Source organism: Coralloluteibacterium thermophilum (genome assembly GCF_042654365.1).
In the GTDB taxonomy this organism is placed as follows: Bacteria; Pseudomonadota; Gammaproteobacteria; order Xanthomonadales; family Xanthomonadaceae; genus Coralloluteibacterium; species Coralloluteibacterium thermophilum.
Genome location: NZ_JBHSGG010000040.1, coordinates 22,011 through 38,272 on the forward strand (window position 1 = coordinate 22,011; position 16,262 = coordinate 38,272).

Annotated in this window: 18 protein-coding genes and 1 pseudogene; 7 read left to right on the forward strand and 12 right to left on the reverse strand. The window is 73.9% G+C overall.

What is annotated here, in order from left to right; translation table 11 throughout:
• Positions 1-65 precede the first annotated feature (65 nt).
• Positions 66-392, reverse strand: a complete 327-nt coding sequence (locus ACFO3Q_RS13675; RefSeq protein WP_377005291.1) for a nuclear transport factor 2 family protein — start codon at positions 390-392, stop codon at positions 66-68.
• Between the two features lie 77 nt (positions 393-469).
• Between ACFO3Q_RS13675 and ACFO3Q_RS13680 the strand changes: the two genes are divergently transcribed.
• Positions 470-850 (forward strand): winged helix-turn-helix transcriptional regulator, encoded by a 381-nt coding sequence (locus ACFO3Q_RS13680; protein ID WP_377005292.1) that lies wholly within the window; start codon positions 470-472, stop codon positions 848-850.
• A gap of 43 nt (positions 851-893) precedes the next feature.
• Here ACFO3Q_RS13680 and ACFO3Q_RS13685 read toward each other — a convergent pair whose 3' ends face one another.
• Positions 894-1,328, reverse strand: a complete 435-nt coding sequence (locus tag ACFO3Q_RS13685; RefSeq protein WP_377005293.1) for a YkgJ family cysteine cluster protein — start codon at positions 1,326-1,328, stop codon at positions 894-896.
• A 245-nt stretch (positions 1,329-1,573) separates the two neighbouring features.
• Between ACFO3Q_RS13685 and ACFO3Q_RS13690 the strand changes: the two are divergent.
• The 3 genes and pseudogenes from ACFO3Q_RS13690 to ACFO3Q_RS13705 form a co-directional block, all read left to right on the forward strand.
• Positions 1,574-2,857, forward strand: a pseudogene (locus ACFO3Q_RS13690) (DUF763 domain-containing protein); the annotation flags it as partial.
• A gap of 169 nt (positions 2,858-3,026) precedes the next feature.
• Positions 3,027-3,467, forward strand: coding sequence for a CBS domain-containing protein (locus ACFO3Q_RS13695; protein ID WP_377005294.1), 441 nt, complete (start codon positions 3,027-3,029; stop codon positions 3,465-3,467).
• A 59-nt stretch (positions 3,468-3,526) separates the two neighbouring features.
• Positions 3,527-5,524, forward strand: a complete 1,998-nt coding sequence (locus tag ACFO3Q_RS13705; protein ID WP_465251333.1) for a protein-L-isoaspartate(D-aspartate) O-methyltransferase — start codon at positions 3,527-3,529, stop codon at positions 5,522-5,524.
• 73 nt (positions 5,525-5,597) lie between these two features.
• On the opposite strand, the gene ACFO3Q_RS13710 is transcribed toward ACFO3Q_RS13705, so the two are convergent.
• The 6 genes from ACFO3Q_RS13710 to ACFO3Q_RS13735 all read right to left on the reverse strand — a co-directional run bounded on the left by ACFO3Q_RS13710 (position 5,598) and on the right by ACFO3Q_RS13735 (position 10,406).
• A complete protein-coding gene (locus ACFO3Q_RS13710; protein WP_377005295.1) occupies positions 5,598-5,858 on the reverse strand; it encodes a hypothetical protein in 261 nt (86 codons plus the stop codon).
• Positions 5,859-5,902: 44 nt separating this feature from the next.
• On the reverse strand, positions 5,903-7,129 hold the full coding sequence (locus ACFO3Q_RS13715) for a serine hydrolase domain-containing protein (RefSeq protein WP_377005296.1): 1,227 nt from the start codon (positions 7,127-7,129) through the stop codon (positions 5,903-5,905).
• Positions 7,126-7,722: a hypothetical protein gene (locus tag ACFO3Q_RS13720; RefSeq protein WP_377005297.1), complete on the reverse strand. Its 597-nt coding sequence runs from the start codon at positions 7,720-7,722 to the stop codon at positions 7,126-7,128. The genes ACFO3Q_RS13715 and ACFO3Q_RS13720 overlap by 4 nt, the downstream gene beginning before the upstream one ends.
• Positions 7,719-8,243 carry an RNA polymerase sigma factor gene (locus ACFO3Q_RS13725; protein ID WP_377005298.1) on the reverse strand — a complete coding sequence of 175 codons (525 nt, stop codon included), beginning with the start codon at positions 8,241-8,243 and terminating at the stop codon, positions 7,719-7,721. Before ACFO3Q_RS13725 ends, ACFO3Q_RS13720 begins: the two co-directional genes overlap by 4 nt.
• 664 nt (positions 8,244-8,907) lie before the next feature.
• Positions 8,908-9,711 carry a hypothetical protein gene (locus ACFO3Q_RS13730; protein WP_377005300.1) on the reverse strand — a complete coding sequence of 268 codons (804 nt, stop codon included), beginning with the start codon at positions 9,709-9,711 and terminating at the stop codon, positions 8,908-8,910.
• Between the two features lie 68 nt (positions 9,712-9,779).
• A complete protein-coding gene (locus tag ACFO3Q_RS13735) occupies positions 9,780-10,406 on the reverse strand; it encodes an alpha-ketoglutarate-dependent dioxygenase AlkB (RefSeq protein ID WP_377005301.1) in 627 nt (208 codons plus the stop codon).
• Between the two features lie 118 nt (positions 10,407-10,524).
• Here ACFO3Q_RS13735 and ACFO3Q_RS13740 point away from each other — a divergent pair, with 118 nt between their 5' ends.
• A complete protein-coding gene (locus ACFO3Q_RS13740; RefSeq protein ID WP_377005302.1) occupies positions 10,525-10,896 on the forward strand; it encodes a hypothetical protein in 372 nt (123 codons plus the stop codon).
• Here ACFO3Q_RS13740 and ACFO3Q_RS13745 read toward each other — a convergent pair.
• Positions 10,893-11,621, reverse strand: coding sequence for a hypothetical protein (locus ACFO3Q_RS13745; RefSeq protein WP_377005303.1), 729 nt, complete (start codon positions 11,619-11,621; stop codon positions 10,893-10,895). The two genes, ACFO3Q_RS13740 and ACFO3Q_RS13745, sit on opposite strands and share 4 nt — an antisense overlap.
• Positions 11,618-12,220 carry a hypothetical protein gene (locus ACFO3Q_RS13750; protein WP_377005304.1) on the reverse strand — a complete coding sequence of 201 codons (603 nt, stop codon included), beginning with the start codon at positions 12,218-12,220 and terminating at the stop codon, positions 11,618-11,620. The genes ACFO3Q_RS13745 and ACFO3Q_RS13750 overlap by 4 nt, the downstream gene beginning before the upstream one ends.
• Positions 12,221-12,438: 218 nt before the next feature.
• Between ACFO3Q_RS13750 and ACFO3Q_RS13755 the strand changes: the two genes are divergently transcribed.
• Positions 12,439-13,461, forward strand: coding sequence for a sensor histidine kinase (locus tag ACFO3Q_RS13755; RefSeq protein WP_377005305.1), 1,023 nt, complete (start codon positions 12,439-12,441; stop codon positions 13,459-13,461).
• Here the strand turns inward: ACFO3Q_RS13755 and ACFO3Q_RS13760 are convergent.
• On the reverse strand, positions 13,458-14,483 hold the full coding sequence (locus ACFO3Q_RS13760; protein WP_377005306.1) for an alpha/beta fold hydrolase: 1,026 nt from the start codon (positions 14,481-14,483) through the stop codon (positions 13,458-13,460). The two genes, ACFO3Q_RS13755 and ACFO3Q_RS13760, sit on opposite strands and share 4 nt — an antisense overlap.
• 66 nt (positions 14,484-14,549) lie before the next feature.
• Positions 14,550-15,476 (reverse strand): AraC family transcriptional regulator, encoded by a 927-nt coding sequence (locus ACFO3Q_RS13765; RefSeq protein ID WP_377005307.1) that lies wholly within the window; start codon positions 15,474-15,476, stop codon positions 14,550-14,552.
• 227 nt (positions 15,477-15,703) lie between these two features.
• Between ACFO3Q_RS13765 and ACFO3Q_RS13770 the strand changes: the two genes are divergently transcribed.
• The gene (locus ACFO3Q_RS13770) at positions 15,704-16,210 is read left to right on the forward strand and encodes a cupin domain-containing protein (RefSeq protein WP_377005308.1); all 507 of its coding nucleotides are present in this window, start codon (positions 15,704-15,706) and stop codon (positions 16,208-16,210) included.
• Positions 16,211-16,262: the final 52 nt, after the last annotated feature.

Sequence of the window (16,262 nt, forward strand, 5' to 3'; positions counted from 1 at the left end):
CGGTGTCGGGACTCAGGAGGGAGGCGCCCGCCCGCCGGGCGCGGCCCGCGCGGGCGGTGCGGCCGTCAGTGGATCTCCAGCGCGGCGATGCGCCCGTCGCGCAGGGTGAAGACGTGGTCCAGCATCGCGGGACTCCCGGGGAAGTCGCCGGTGACCTGCGCGCGCACGGTGAGGATGTCGCCGTCCTGGCGCAGCTCGCGCGGCTCGGCGCGGAAGGCGTACTTCCGCCGTGCGGCGCGGCGCCAGGCGAGGATGGCGTCGCCGCCGCGGTGGGTCTCGCCCTCGTCGCGGACCTCCGCATCGGGGGTGAAGCAGGCGGCGACGGCAGTCGCATCGCTGTCGTCGTCGATGGCGAAGAAGGTGGCGATCGGGTCGGGAAGCTGGAGCGTCATCGGGGAGGATCCTCGTGTTGCGGGACCCGGATCGTCGGGACAAGCTGGCCGCTCCACAAGAACGCACGAAGAAGTAAGTGACTGAGCCGGAACGCAGGAGCCACACGCCCGACACTGCCGCCAGCGGCATCGAGCGCGCGCTCGCGCTGGTGGGCGGCCGCTGGAAGCTGGTGATCCTGTTCCACCTGTTCGGCGGCCGGGTGCAGCGCTATTCCGACCTGGAGCGGCTGATCCCCGGCATCTCGCAGAAGATGCTCGCGCAACAGTTGCGCCAGCTCGAAGCCGACGGCCTCGTCCAGCGCACCGTGTACCCGCAGGTGCCGCCGAAGGTGGAGTACCGGCTCACCGAGTGGGGCCAGGCACTGTGCCCGGCGCTGGATGCGCTGCTCTCCTGGGGCGAGCGGCAGCCGGGCGGGCCGCGGGCGAGCCATGGCCGCGCGGTCCGGTCCGACACGTAGGCGATGCCGAGGCCGCGCGCGCGGCGTCCGGGGATCCGACGGCTCAGGCCGCCATCGGCGGCAGGCGCGGGCTGGGTGGGTCGTCGTCGTGGTCGACGCCCAGCGGGTCGTTGGCGGCACCCGCCTCGGCCGCGACCTGCGGCCAGTCGGCCGGCGTCAGCGCGGGCAGGCCGAAGGCGATGCGCGCCTTGTCGCACTGCGGGCTCGCCTCGCCGAACTCCCAGGAGGCGGGAACCTCCCGGCACACGCTGGGGCGGACGGGGTGGATGGTGCAGCGCGAATAGCGGCCGATGTCCGCGTCCAGCGCCACGCAGCGCGGCTTGCTGGCCCAGGTGCCCTTCATCACCACGCGGTGTGCGTCCAGCACTTCGGTGAGTGCGGGCGGGACCGTGCCCCCCAGTTCGGGCGCCGCTTCGGACCAGTGGAAACCGACACGGAACATGGCGCAGCAGGCGCCGCAGGTCAGGCAGGGATGCATGGCGATGGCACCGGGCTGTGCGCGGCAGGGACGGAGGTGGCGGCGGATTCTGCCCGAAACGGGGCCGGCCGGGCAGGTGGGTGCGGCACCCCGCGGGGGCGCGGGACAGCAGGCGTCCGGGCTGCCTGCCGGTCCGTCGCGGCTCCGGCTTGGGGTGGCCCCCGCCGCGGGTGGGGAAGGCCGTGCGCGTCTCACCGCCTGAGACGCGCGCATGGCAGCCTGCGGCGCCCGTTCCGGTTCCCGCCATGTCCCGCCGCACCGGCAGCGCCGACCTTCCGCTCCATGGCGGCCGCGTGCCGCCCTGGCTCGCGGACCGCATGACCCGGCTGGGCGCGGTGATGGTCCAGGCCATCGTGCACGACTACGGCCGCGACGAGCTGCTGCGACGCCTCGCGCATCCGTTCTGGTTCCAGTCCTTCGGTGCGGTCATGGGCATGGACTGGCACTCCTCCGGCATCACCACCAGCGTGATCGGCGCGCTCAAGCGCGGGCTCGCGCCGTTGTCGGGCGAGCTGGGCATCCACGTCTGCGGCGGGCGGGGCCGGCATTCGCGGGCCACGCCGGCGGAGCTCGAGGCGGTCGGCCAGCGCGTCGGCCTGGACGGGGCGGCGCTGGCCCGGGCGAGCCGCCTGGTCGCCAAGGTGGACAGTGCGGCGGTGCAGGACGGCTTCGAGCTCTACCTCCACGGCTTCGTCGTCAGCGACGACGGGCGCTGGGTGGTCGTGCAGCAGGGCATGAACGGCGACCGCCGGCAGGCGCGCCGCTACCACTGGCTGTCCGAGGGACTGGAGAGCTTTCTCGACGACCCGCATGCGGCGGTGGACGGGCCGGGGCAGGGGCGCATCGTCAACCTCGCCGACCGGCGCGCCGCGGCCTCGCGCGATGCGCAGCTCGAACTGCTCGGCATGCTCGGGCCCGAGCGCATCGCGCGGGAGCTGGCGCGTCTCGAAGGCGCCGCGCCGGTGGCCGGGCTGCCCCGCCAGCTGGGCCTGCTGCCGCACCTGTCGATGCCGGACCGCCACGCGGTCCATGCCGGCGACATCGTCGTGCGCCGGCTGCACGGCAACCTCGCCGCGGCCGCCGAGGCCGGCCCCCGCGACTTCGCCGAGCTGCTGCAGGTGCCGGGCGTCGGTGCGCGCACCGTGCGCGCGCTGGCCCTGGTGGCCGAGGTGCTGCACGGCGCGCCGTGCCGCTTCACCGACCCGGCGCGCTTCTCGATGGCGCATGGCGGGAAGGACCGGCATCCGTTCCCGGTGCCGACGCGCGTCTACGACCGGACCATCCGCACGCTCAAGACCGCCATCGCCGAGGCCAGGCTCGGGCGCGAGGAGAAGCTGGAGGCCATCCGGCGCCTCGACGCCCAGGCGCGTCGCCTGGAGCGCCACGCCTCCGGCCCCGGCGTGGAGGCGCTGATCGACGAGGAGCGCCGGCAGTCGCATGCCTACGGCGGGCGCAGCGTCTTCGGATGGGAGCCGGCGCCGTCGCACCCAAGGGCGTCGGCGCCGCCGTCGGCGGCCAGCGGCACGGCTGAGGTCCGTCCCGCGCGGCAGCGTGGCCCGCGGCCCGTTCGCACGCGGCAGACGGCGCTGAACCTGCGCCCAGCGGCGAATGCGGAGCAGGACGCCGGTTGACGTCGGTTCGACCGTCCGGCGCGGACAGTCCCGTGGTGCGGCACTCCGCCGCAACGAGGAGGACGTCATGAGAGTGAGCGAAGTCATGACCCGCGACGTCCGCGTCGCCAGCCCGCAGCAGAGCATCCAGGACGCGGCCCGCATGCTGGCCGAACTCGACGCGGGCGCCCTGCCCGTGGGCGAGGGCGACCGCCTGGTGGGCATGGTCACCGACCGCGACATCGCGGTGCGCGGGGTGGCGCAGGGCAAGGGGCCGGAGACGCCGGTCCGCGACGTGATGTCGAGCGGGACCAAGTACTGCTTCGAGGACGACGACACCGATGCGGTGGCCCGCAACATGGGCGAGCAGCGGATCCGCCGCCTGCCGGTGGTGAACCGCGACAAGCGCCTGGTGGGCGTGGTGTCGCTGGGCGATCTCACGACCCGGCGCGAGGAAGCCGCGGGCGAGACGCTCGCGCGGGTGTCCGAGCCCGGCGGACCGCATTCGCAGCGCGCAGGTCGCGCCTAGGCTGCCGCGCGGCCGGTACGGTTTCCGTGTCCGCGGCTGCGCGCCGGGAGGCGCCTGCGATGATCGACTTCGCCGCCGCGCGCGAGCGCATGGTGCAGGCGCAGCTCGAAGGGCGCGGCATCCGCCGGGCCCGGGTCCTGGAGGCGATGCGGCGCGTGCCGCGCGAGGCCTTCGTCGGCGAGGACATGGCCGAGTTCGCCTACGAGGACAGCCCGCTGCCCATCGGCGAGGGGCAGACCATCTCGCAGCCCTACATCGTGGCGCTGATGATCGAGGCCGCCGGCCTCAGCGCCGGCGACTGCGTGCTGGAGGTCGGTGCCGGCTCGGGCTATGCCGCGGCGGTGATGTCGCGGATCGCCGCGCGCGTGCATGCGATCGAGCGCCACCCCGGCCTCGGCGAGCGCGCCCGTGCCCGGCTGGCGGAGCTGGGCTACGACAACGTCGTGCTGCGCATCGGCGACGGCAGCCGTGGCTGGCCCGAGGCTGCGCCCTTCGACGCCATCCTGGTCGCCGCGGGTGCGCCGGCGGTGCCGCAGGCGCTGCGCGGGCAGCTCGCGGTGGGCGGCTGCATGGTGGTGCCGGTGGGCGAACGCGGCGCGGTGCAGCAGTTGCGCCGCATCACCCGCGTCGGCGAGGACGAGTACGAGGACGAGGACCTCGGTGCGGTGCGCTTCGTGCCGCTGATCGGCGAGCAGGGTTTCGCCGAGGACGGCACGCGCGCGGCCAGCGACCACGTGCCGGCGCCGTCGCGGCAGTACAGCCTCCCGGAGCGGATCGCCGCGGCCGCCGAGCCGCTGCCGGCGCCGGACGATCCCGGCTTCGCCCTGCCGTTCGACCGCTACGCCGACCGCCGCGTGGTACTGCTGGGCGAGGCCAGCCACGGCACGCACGAGTTCTATGCCGCGCGCGCCGCCATCACCCGGCGCCTGGTCGAACGCCACGGCTTCACCCTCGTCGCGGTCGAGGCGGACTGGCCGGACGCGGCGGCGGTCAACCGCTACGTGCGCCACCTGCCGGCCCCTGCACGGCCGGAGCGCATGTTCCAGCGCTTCCCGACCTGGATGTGGCGCAACACCGAGATCGACGCGCTGGCCCGCTGGATGCGTGCGCACAACGCGGGGCGGCCCTCCGCGCGGCAGGTCGGCTTCTACGGCCTGGACATGTACAACATGAACGGCTCGATCGAGAGCGTGCTGCGCTACCTCGATGCGATCGATCCCGAGGCCGCCGCGGTGGCCCGCGAGCGCTACGGCTGCCTGACGCCCTGGCAGAAGGACCCGGCGACCTATGGCCGCGCCTCGCTGCGCGCCGGCTATGCCAGGTGCGAGGAGGCCGTGGTGCGGCAGTGCCGCGAACTGCTCGAGCGCCGGCTGGAGTACGCGCGGGCCGACGGCGAGGCCTTCCTCGACGCCGCGCAGAACGCGCGCCTGGTGGCCTCCGCCGAACGCTACTACCGGGTCATGTACTACGGCGGCGCGGAGAGCTGGAACCTGCGCGACAGCCACATGTTCGAGACGCTGGAGAACCTCCTCGACGCGCACGGACCGGATGCGAAGGCGGTGGTCTGGGCGCACAACTCGCACATCGGCGATGCCCGCCACACCGACATGGGCGCCGTGCGCGGCGAGCACAACATCGGCCAGCTGTGCCGCCAGCGCTTCGGTCGCGACGCGGCGCTCATCGGCTTCGGCACGCATGCCGGCACCGTGGCGGCGGCGCACGACTGGGGCGAGGCCATGCAGGTCATGGACGTGCGCCCCTCGCTGCGCGACAGCGTCGAGCGGCTGTGCCACGACAGCGGCCTGCCGCGCTTCCTGCTCGACCTCGATCCCGCCCGCGACCCCGCCTTGCACCGTCGCCTGCAGGAGGGGCGCCTGCAGCGCTTCATCGGCGTGATCTACCGGCCGGACACCGAGCGCTGGAGCCACTACGCCGAGGCCTGCCTGCCGCGCCAGTTCGACGCCTACGTGTGGTTCGACACCACCCGTGCCCTGACCCCGCTGGGGCCGGAGCACGCCCGCGAGGACGCACCGGATACCTGGCCGTTCGGGCTCTAGGGCTGCGGCGGCAGACGTTTCCGGGACCTTGCAGTCCTGTCCCTCCCGGCGCCTGCGTTCCGTGTGCCCCGGCTCAGCGCGGGTCGGACTCCTGTGCAGCGGTCGCGGGCTCGGGCGCCTCGCCTGTGATCAGAAGCCCCTCGATCACGTACGGGGCGCTGCTGGCGAGCACCATCCGCATGGCGAGCCGCGCGGTGCCGAAGGCGACGACCAGGCTGCCGTGGTCGCGGGCGACATCGAGGTGCTCCACCTCGCGGGCGGGGCCATGTTGGGCCGTCACCGCAGCGATGGTCCGCCGCAGTTGCTGTTCCGGAACCGCCTGGAAGAAAGCCACCGAGAACAGTTCGGCGGGCTCGACCTCGCCATTGAAGAGCCCGATCAGCGCTTCGGCGCGGTCCGGTAGGCCTGGTCGAGTTCGCTCGCCTGCTGCGCTGTGGGCGTCGCCGCCGGTTGCGCAGCGACTGGAGCCGGGTTGGCGATGGCGAGGGCTGCGCCGAGGGTGGCGCCGCCGAGCATGGAGCGAAGCATGGTGACCTCCTTGTCGTGGGGGAAAGAGCCGGCCTCCGGCAGGCCGTTGCGGAGCAGGCGCAGGCCCAGGGGCGTGACGTCGAGCGCGGTCGTGTTGGTGAGCACGACGACGCCGATGCCGTGCGTGGTGTCGAAGCCCATGAAGCTGCGCGTGCCGCCGGTGCTGCCGTTGTGCCAGGCGATGGTGCGACCGGCAAGCTCTTCGACGAACCAGCCGACCGCGGCGGCCGCGATGCCTGCGTTGCCGGCGCGGCGGTTCGCGAGCTGTTGCCGCATGGCCTCCGCCAGCGGCGACGGACGACGGTCGAGATAGGCGTCGAGCAGGGAGAGCAGGTCGTCCGCGCTCGCGTTCAGGGCGCCGGCACCGGCGAGTGCGGAAAAATCCCAGTACGCCGTTGGGCGACCTGTCGCGTCGTGCGCCGGTGCGCGGCGCTGGGCCAGCCCCGGCGGTACGTCCACCATGGTCTCGTGGAGACCCAGGGGCTTCAGCACCCGTGCCTGCAGCAGGGTCGCGTAGTCCGTTCCCGCATGCCAGGCCAGGGCCTGGCCGAGCAGGCCGCTGCCGAGGTTGGAGTAGACGAAAGGCTGTGGCGTATCGTGGCGCGGCAGTGACGGTAGGACTGCCAGCAGGTCTTCCTCGTGGTAGTCGGCATAGGGGTTGTCGAGCGCGCGGGGCTGCAGGTTCGGCGGCAGGCGCGGCAGGCCGCTCGTGTGGGTCGCCAGGTCGAGCAGGCTCGGACCCTCTCCACCCATCGACGCGGCATCGGGGAGCAGGTCGCCGACCGGGGTCTCGAAGGCGACCTCGCCGTGCACCACCGCGTCGGCGAGGAGCAGCCCGGTGAAGACCTTGGTGAGGGAGCCGATCTCGAAGAGCGCCGTCCCGTCCGCGGCGGAACCTGCCGTGCCCGGATGCGCCGTGACCGAGCGTCCTTCGGGCGTCGTGATGCCGACCACCACCTGCACGGCGCCTGCGTGTTCGCCGGCCACCCGCTCCAGCAGTGCGGTCAGCGCGTCGTCGGCCATGGCGCGTGGCGGCGCGAGCAGTACGACGAGGGCAAGGACGAGCCGGCGCCTCATGCCACCTCTCCCGTCTGCGCATCGAGGGCGTCGATCTGACGCTGCAGGGCCTGCGCAGCGCGCGTGTTGAGCGCGCCGACGCCGACACAGCCGCCTGCCAGCAGGGCGAGTATCGCCAGGTGCATGGGCCAGCGCTCCGGTGCAGCGATCGCCGGCCCCAGCCACATCAAGGCGAGGCCGGGGAGCAGGGGCCCGAGGTACCAGCGCCAGACCGAGGCGACGGCCGCGCGCTGGCGCTCGAGCTGCGCGCGATGGAAGGCGAGACAGGGCGCGCCCAGCGGGGGCGTCGCCACGCTGGCGCGGCGATGCAGCTGGATGCCGACGTAGGCGACGCCGAGCGCGAGGAGGAGGGCGCCGAGCCCGAGCAGCGTGCTGCCCGGATCGGTTCCACCGATCAGCGCGAGGCCCGCGACCGTCGCGAACCAGGGAATCAGGACGGCGACCGCCGCGTATTCGAGGCGGTTGCGGCGGCGGATCTGCCGTTCGAAGCGCAATGCACCGGCGCGCACGCGCGCCGGATCCGGCGGGCATGCAGTGACCGGACCCTGCGCCTGCCAGAGGCGCCGCAGTGCATCGGGGGCGTACTCGTTCATGACCTCTCTCCTTTGAAGCGCTGCGCGAGCAGCGCCTTGATGCGGTGGACCTTGGTGGCGACGGCGCCGCCACTGAGGCCGGTGATCTCGGCGATGGACGCGGCGGGCAGTTCCTCCAGCCAGAGCTGGATGACCTGCCGGTCGATCGGCTTGAGCTGCCGTATCAGCGCATGCAGCCGCCCCAGCGCATGCTGCGCACCCACGTCGGCCTCGACGTCGCTGCCATCCACCAGCACCACGTCCTCGAGGTCGAGGAAGGCCTGGCCGCGACGGCGCGCGGCCTCGATGTGGCTGGCCGCGACATTGTGCGCGACCCGGTAGGTCCAGGTGCGCAGGCTGCACCGTCCGTCGTAGGTCGCGAAACTGCGCCACAGGCCGACGTGGATGTCCTGCAGCAGGTCCCGGCGCGCGTCGGGCTCGCGTTCGTACGCCTGCGCGAGGCGCGCGAGCGCGGCGCCGTGGGCGTCGACGGCCTCGCGGTAGAGCCGTTCCTGTGCGTCGCTGGCGGGTGTTGCCGGCATCTGGAGTCCCGGTTTGCCGTGTGCCCGATACAGGTAGTCCGGAGCCGACGGACTTTCTTACAGCACGCGCAATCCCGCACGGCCCGGGGCGATCGTCGCGCGCGTGGAAGCAGAAGCGCCCCCACCCCAACGCTCCCCGCTGTCCGCGGGGGAGGGGGCTGGTGTGTTTCGTCTGCAGGGTCGTTCCGGTGCTGAAGCGACAGTCCGCACGCCCGCGCGACCGGCTCCTTCGCCCGCCTGCGGGGGAAGGCTGGGATGGGGGTGAGCGCGCGCAGCGCGTGCTTTCCTGCAAACGGCAAAGGCAAAGGCAAAGGCCCCGGCCCAGTGTCTCCCGAGCCGAAGGCGAGGGATCTCGCGCCCGGGCCGGCAATGACGGCACAGATCCTTCGCTGCACTCGGGATGACAAGCAGGAAGGTGCCGGCGCGTCGGCGGCCACGAGAGCGTGTTAAGGCGGGATGGAAGCAGCGGCAACGGCACGGAGCAGAAGCGCCCCCACCCCGACCCTCCCCCGCTGTCCGCGGGGGAGGGGGCTGGTGGTGTTTCGTCTGCAGACTTGTTCCGGTGCGGGAGCGACAGTCTCCACACCCGCGCGAGCGGCTCCTTCCGCCGCCTGCGGGGGAAGGCCGGGATGGGGGTTGAGCGCGCGCAGCGCGCTCTCGTGGCTCAGGTCTGCTGGCCCGCCGCGGGTGGCAGCACGCCCTGGTCGGGATCGTCGATCGGCGCGAAGGCGTCGGCACCGTCGGCGCCGCACTCGGCGCGGAAGCGCTGTGCGGCGAGGCGTCCGTCCTGGTGGACCAGCACCGTCGCCAGCACTTCGCGCTCTTCGCCGTCGCCGTCGCAGGTGTCGAGGCGTGCCTGCTCGAACCGCTGCAGCACGCGCGGGTTGCCGTCGGCGATGCTGACGTGGTCGACCGAGACGAAGCTCTGTCCGAGATGCTCGCCATCGGTCCGCAGCAGGAGTTCGTCGATGCCGTCCCCGTCGAAGTCGCCGCTGCCCGCGATGCCGGTGTAGGCGCCACCGGCGAGCTGGGTCTGGCCGACGAGGCTGCCGCCCTCGAAGACCGCGAGCGTCGGCGGGGTTTCGGCCGGCGCATCGCCTTCGGAGCCGGGCAGCAGCAGGGCGGCCTGCTGCTGGCGGCCGGTCGCGGTGAAGCTGCCCTCGACCAGTCCCGCCACCGAAGCGTCCGGCCGGATGCCCTGGCGCCCGGCGGCCTCCATCAGTTGCGCCGTCCGGGCTTCGTCCAGCGGTGCCGGCGGCGTGTCGTCGCGCAGGTCGAGGAGCGGCGCGGGCGCGCCGCCGGGCTGCGTTGCGGGCTGTGGCGATGCCTGCATGGTGGTGCCGGGGGTGGCCGTGTCGCGCGCGGCCTCGGCCGGCGGCGTGGGTGGGGGCGCGTCGTCGCGGCCGCAGGCGGAGAGGAGCGTGGCGACCATCGCGGCCGCGAGCACGGTCGGGCGGGTGCGGGACATGGCGTCTCCGTGTGGAACAGGGCAGTACAGGGTGGCCGGGTGGCCGTTGCGCGCCGTGAAGTGCGGGCTCAGTCGGTCGCCGCCTCGCGGCGCCGGACCCGGAACGCCAGGCTGATGCGCGGGCCCACGGGCGTGTGCTGCTTCGGGATGCCGTGGTCGTAGTGCAGCTGGGTCGCATAGCTCATGACGAACAGGCTGCCGGGTTCGAGATCCACGTGCAGGACGCGCCGCGGCGGCAGCTTGGCGCGGACGGTCATGCGGCGGGTGTCGCCGAGCGAGAGCAGGGCGATGGGATGGCCCTCGGCGATGTGGGCGAGGCGGTCGTTGTGGGGCGCCACGCTGTCCTGCGCGTCCCGGTAGAGGTTGAGCCCGACCGCATTGAAGGGCGCGTCCACCGCCGTGCGCACGCGTGCCGCGGCCTCGGCCAGCGGTGCCGGCAGGTGCGGGTCGTCCAGCAGATGGCTTGCGACCAGCCGGGGCACGTCCACCTCGCGCTCGTACATGCGGCGGCGACCGCTCTGCCAGCGCACGCCGGCGCGCAGCCGCTCGAACCAGTCCCGCGCCTCGTCGGGAGCGAGGAAGCCGGGGATGTAGTCGATGCGGCCGCTGGCGTCGTCCAGCAGCGTCCGCGGCCCGGTCCCGAAGAGCGGCAGTTGCGCCATGGCGTGGAACATGCGGGAGACGGCGGTCGGCACGAGGTGACGGCATTGGGGATGCCCGGGGTCTCGCCGCCTGCGACGTCGTACCGCCGACGCTGATCCGGCAGCGACGGACGCGCGGCTAGGGTCGCTCCATCGACCAAGGGAGCCCGCCATGTCCGCCGAAGACGCCCGCCAGCCCAATCTCAGGCCCTTCACCCTGTACGCCGCCGGTGGGCGCATCTACGCCCGCAATCCGCCGGGGCGCCTGATCGACCTCGGCGCCGTCGAGCGCGCCGGCGACGGCCATCGCTACCTGCTCGACGGGGACAAGCGCCACGGGGAAGGGCTGGACAGCGAGGAGGCGGTGCTGCGCCGGATCGGCGAGACGCTCGACTTCACCTACCTCGACGGCCAGTTCACCAGCCTGCCGGACGTGAGCGACAGCGTGGACCTGGCGGACGCGGTGCAGCACGCGATCACGCTCGACGAGTTCGCGGACGACGAGGACCCATCGGGCCGAGGCGCCCGCGGCACCGGAGCCTAAAGCGCCTCGAAGGCAGCGAGTGCGGGCGCGCCCGCCTCGCTGCACGGCGCGGCGAACATCCGCACGTCGAGCCCGCCCTCGGCGGCGTGGAAGGCGCCGGCCATGACCCGCTGCGGGCCGGCATCCCCCGCGCAGGCATCGACGCGCGCGCGCGGGTACTGCTCCAGCATGCGAAGGGCGCCGTCCTCGATTGCGACGACCGCCACGCCGGTGACGGTGCGCGCGCCGTCCATCCGCTCGCTGCGGAGGAGGAGCTCGTCCCTGCCGTCGCCGTCAAGGTCGTGCGCCGCGGCGAGCCCGGCGTCGTAGGGCGCGGGCACCGGCAGGCGGGCGACCACGGTCTCGCCCTCCAGCACCAGCAGCGTGGCCTCGCTGCCGCGGGCGACCAGCGCCGCCTGCTGCGGGCGCCCGGCCTCGGTGAAGTGGCCCTGGACCAGGCCGCGCGCGTCGGCACCGGCCGGCACGCCACCGGGGAAGGCCGCCGCCAGGGCGTCGAGGCCACGCCCGCCGGCGAGCGGCGGCGCGTTCTCCCGCAGGTCGAGCACGACCACGGGGGCGTCGCCGTGCGCGGCCGGCGCGGGGCGTCCGGGACCGGCGGGTGGCGGTGCCTCGATGGGCTGCTGCAGGCCCTGGGCCGATTGCGGGGGCATCTCGCCGCCGCACGCGGCGACGGTCAGCAGGACCGGCGCCAGGAGCGCCGGCAGGGGGAAGGGGCGTCGGGTCATGGTCGTGGCTCCGTTCTCTGCGCCGGGTCGAGCCGGAGGCCGACCGTCTCGAGCCGCCCGGCGGCATCGAAGCCGACGTACCAGCTCGCGGGCGCGGCGTTTCCGTGGATGACGCAGAAGTCGCTGGCCCACCGGGGGCCGTGGGCGCCTGCGGCCTGCGCCAGCAACTGGGCGCGGGGGCCGGCTTCCGGGATGGCGGCCAGCCGCCGCGCGACCGTGCCGCGCTCCTCCCCGAAGGCCAGCCCCAGGGGGAGCACCGCCCCGAGCGCGTCCGCGCGCCGGGCTTCGATCCGCCCGATGCGGCCGCGCTCGACGACGTAGGCGAGACCCTGCGGGTCGCGCACCTCGCAGGCGCTGCCGCGGTCGGTGCAGCCCGGCGTCCGCGGCCACTCGGCCGGGAGCGCGCGCTGCCGCGTCCCGAGAGCGACGCGGCCCAGGGCCAGGACGCCGCCCGCATCGCGCCACGCGGTGCAGACGGGGAGGCCGGCGGGATCGGTGGAGACCGGCGGTGCCGGCGGCACGGCGGGCGCCGGCCGCGCCGCGGGCAGGGCGAGCGTCGCGGCCAGAAGAAGCGTGCGTGGGCGGACTGCCGTTGCCATGCGGAAACTCTGGCGCGGGGCGCATGCGCGCCATGTGGACGGCCGGTGCGGCAGCCATGCGGCGCCGGGGCGCACAACCGCCTTTTCTCACGCTTGCTCACGGCCGTTCATGCGCCGTATATGATCGGAGCCCGTGCCGTTGCCGGATGCGGCGGCGACACGGACAGAAGGGGGCGGTGGCCGGCAAGACCGGCGGTGGCACGAGGCGAGGAGGCAGGATGCAGAGCGAGATCGATGGCTTGGACGCCGTTCCCGATCTCGGCGAGCTCGAATTCAGGGAGCTCGCCGACAACGCGCCGGTGATGATCTGGCGCTCGCGGCCGGACAAGCTGTGCGACTGGTTCAACCGGCCCTGGCGCGACTACTCCGGGAGGAGGCTGGAGGAGCTGTGCGGCTACGGCTGGGCTGCGGACGTGCACCCGGACGACCTCGAACGCTGCGTCGGGATCTACGAGCGGGCGTTCGACGCACGCGAGCGCTTCGCCATGCCCTACCGGCTGCGCCGCCACGACGGCGAGTACCGCTGGATCCTGGACAGCGGCGCGCCGTACTACCGGAGCGGCCAGTTCGCCGGCTACTTCGGCAGTTGCGTGGACATCACCGAGCAGCGCGAGCAGCAGGAGTACCAGCGCCTGCTGAGGGCCGAGCTCGACCATCGCATGAAGAACAACCTGCAGATGGTCGTGTCCTACCTGCAGCTCGCCCAGACGCGCGCGCAGGGCGAGGAGGCGAGGGCGATCCTCTGCGATGCGATCGCGCGCCTGCGCGGCCTCGGCGTGGTGCACGAGCAACTGCACAGCCACGAGGGCGGCGGGGTGGACCTCGGCGAGTACCTGCCGACGCTTGCGCGCTGCGTCTTCGAGGCCCAGGGCGGCGAACGCGCGCTGCTGGAGAGCGAGGCGCAGGGCGTCCGCGCGCCGTTCGCGCTCGCCTCCAACCTCGGCCTGATCGTCAACGAGCTGGTCACCAATGCCATCAAGCACGGCGCCGCCATCGAACGCGGCCTGCGCCTGCGGGTGTCCCGCACGGACGCGGGGACGCTCGAGGTGGTCCTGGCCGACGGCGGGCCGGGCTTCGCGGAAGCGATGTCGGCATCGCCGGGTGGGCGCACGCGGCGTGGCGCCGGCCTCGTCGACACCCTCGCCCGGACCTGCGGGGCGAGGCTCTACCGCGAGAATGCGGGCGGGGCGCGCGTCCGGCTGCTGGTGCCGCTGCCGGCCCAGGCGGACCAGGCGGACTAGGCGGACTGGACGGGGCTGGCCGCAGCGCGCGGCGGGAAGCGCCGCCGCAGCCAGTCGATCAACACGGTGGCGAGCCGGTCGGGCGCCTCCTGCTGCGTCCAGTGGCCGACGCCGCGCAGCAGGACCTTCTCCAGGTCCGGGACGTGCCGCGCCATGCCGTCCGCGGCGGCGGGCGGCAGGAACGGGTCCTTCTCCGCCATCACCATCAGCGCCGGGACCTCGACGCGCCCGGGCAGGTGCGCCGATCGCTGCCAGTTGCGCGACAGGTTGCGGTACCAGTTGATGCCGCCTGTGAAGCCGGTGCGCGCGAAGGTGTCGACGAAGACCTCCAGCTCCGCCTCGGTCAGGAAGCGCTCGCGGGTGTCGCGCGCCGGATCCCAGGCCTGGATCCAGCGCACCAGCGCGAAGCCGCCTTCGGTGCCGGCGGGGTCGGTCACGCCGCTGGCCGCCGCGGTCGCGTCGGCGGGCGGACGGCGCATCAGGCAGTCGAAGACCCGTCGCGGATCGGCGGCGAGGAGGGCGTCGGCGTCGCCGGGCGTCTGGAAGTGCACGATGTACATGTCGTGCCCCATCAACCTGCGCAGCGTCGCCACCGGATCCGTGGGCGGGCGGGGACGGAACGGCGTGTTGACGCCGATCACTCCGGCGGTCCGCTGCGGGTGCATGAGCGGCATCTGCCAGACGACGAGCCCGCCCCAGTCGTGGCCGCAGAAGATGGCGCGGTCGATGCCGAGGTGGTCGAGGAGGCCGGTGAGGTCGCGGGTCAGGTGCGCCATGTCGTAGGCGGCGACGTCGTCCGGGCGGTCGCTCGCGCCGTAGCCGCGCTGGTCCGGCACGACCACGCGGTAGCCCGCATCCGCGAGCGCGCGGATCTGGTGCCGCCAGGAGAAGGCGAGCTCCGGAAAGCCGTGGCAGAGCACGACGGGAACGCCGCTGCGCGGGCCCGCCTCGTGGAAGGCCAGGCGGATGTCGCCGACCCGGGCGTACTGCCTCGGCGGCATGGGCGGCGCGGCCTGCGTCATCGCGGACTCCTCGCGGAAGCGCCCGACCCTAGCGGGCGCGGCCTCGCGCGCGCGTCAACGCGGCGCTCAGGCCACGGCAAGCTGCTCGGCCAGCCCGCTCGCGCGGAGACGCTCGGCGTCGCGCAGCGGCGGCGCGCCGAACAGCCGCCGGTACTCGCGGCTGAACTGCGACGGGCTCTCGTAGCCCACCGCGAACCCCACGCTGGCCGCGTCCGCCTGGTTGGCGAGGAGGAAGCGGCGCGCCTCCTGCAGGCGGATGCGCTTCTGGTACTGCAGGGGACTCATCGAGGTGATGCCCTTGAAGTGCCGGTGGAAGGTCGAGGGGGTCATGTTGGCGACGGCGGCGACCGTCTCGATCCGGAACGGCTCGGCGTAGTGGCGGCGGATCCAGGCGATGGCGCGGCCGATGCGGGTGAGCGTGCTGCCGGCCTGCGCGATCTGGCGCAGCATCGCGCCCTGTTCCCCGGTCAGGACGCGATAGAGGATCTCGCGCTCGATCATCGGCGCGAGCACGGGGATGTCCTCCGGACGCTCCAGGAGGCGCAGGAGGCGCAGTGCGGGGTCGAGCAGATCCGCGTCGATGGGGCTGGCGACGAGGCCCGGGTGCGCGCCCGGGGGCGCGGCGGGCGCCGGCACGCCGAGCATGACCTCGGCGAGCAGGGCCGGGTCGATGCGCAGGCTCATCGAGAGGTAGGGCGCTTCCGGCGAGGCCTCCAGCACCGCGCCGGTCACCGGCAGGTCCACCGAAGCGATCAGATAGTTCGCGGGGTCGTACTCCACCACCTGCTCGCCCAGCATGACGCGCTTGCGCCCCTGGGCCACGAGGCACAGGAGCGGCTCGTAGACGACCGGTACCGGCTCGGTCGGGGCATCGGCGCGCAGGAGGCCGACCCGTGGGATCGCACAATGCCCGCCCGGGCCGGGGGCGTAGCGCGCGATCAGCGTGCCCAGCTCGGCGAGGGCGGCAGGGGAGGCGGGGGCGGACGATCGCATGCCGCGGACGCTACGCCCGGCGCCGGGCACGGCACAAGCGCGCAGGCCGCCGGATGGGAGGATCGGGCAACCATCGCGCAGGATCCAGCAGCCTCGGAGCGGCTGTCCCGGTCGACACGGCGTGTCCGGGGCGAGCGGCACGACACGCCCTCAACGCCGCTGCCGACACAGTGGGCCGCAGCCGCGCCGAGGGTGGGGCCGTCCGCAGAACCGAAAGAGGAGGCCGGATGCAGCCGGAAACGCTTCTGCTCACCGCCCGGGACTGGGTGCCGAACGCCCCGGACCTGCCGGTCCTGATCTATCGCGGCGTGCTGTCCGGGCGGTCCGTCGAGGCCGCCGCCTCGGCCTTCGAGAGCCGGTTCGCCGCGAACCGCTGGCCGCCGCAGTGGCGCGACGGCATCTACGACCATCACCACTACCACACCCAGGCGCACGAGGCGCTGGGCGTGGCCGGCGGTTCGGCGCGGCTGGTGCTGGGCGGTCCCGGCGGCGAGGACGTGCAGGTCTCGGCGGGCGACGTGCTGGTGCTACCGGCGGGCACGGGACACCGCTGCCTGGAGGCGAGCGACGGCTTCCTCGTCGTCGGCGCCTACCCGCCCGGGCAGACGCCCGACATCTGTCGCGAGGCGCCGACGCCGGAGATGCGCCGCCGCATCGCGACCCTGCCGCGCCCGGACAGCGATCCGGTCGAGGGCGACGACGGTCCCCTGCGCACGCTGTGGGGCGCGGCCTGAAGCGCAGGCCGCGGCGCCGGCTCGCCTTGATCGAACGCAAGGCGCGCGCCCG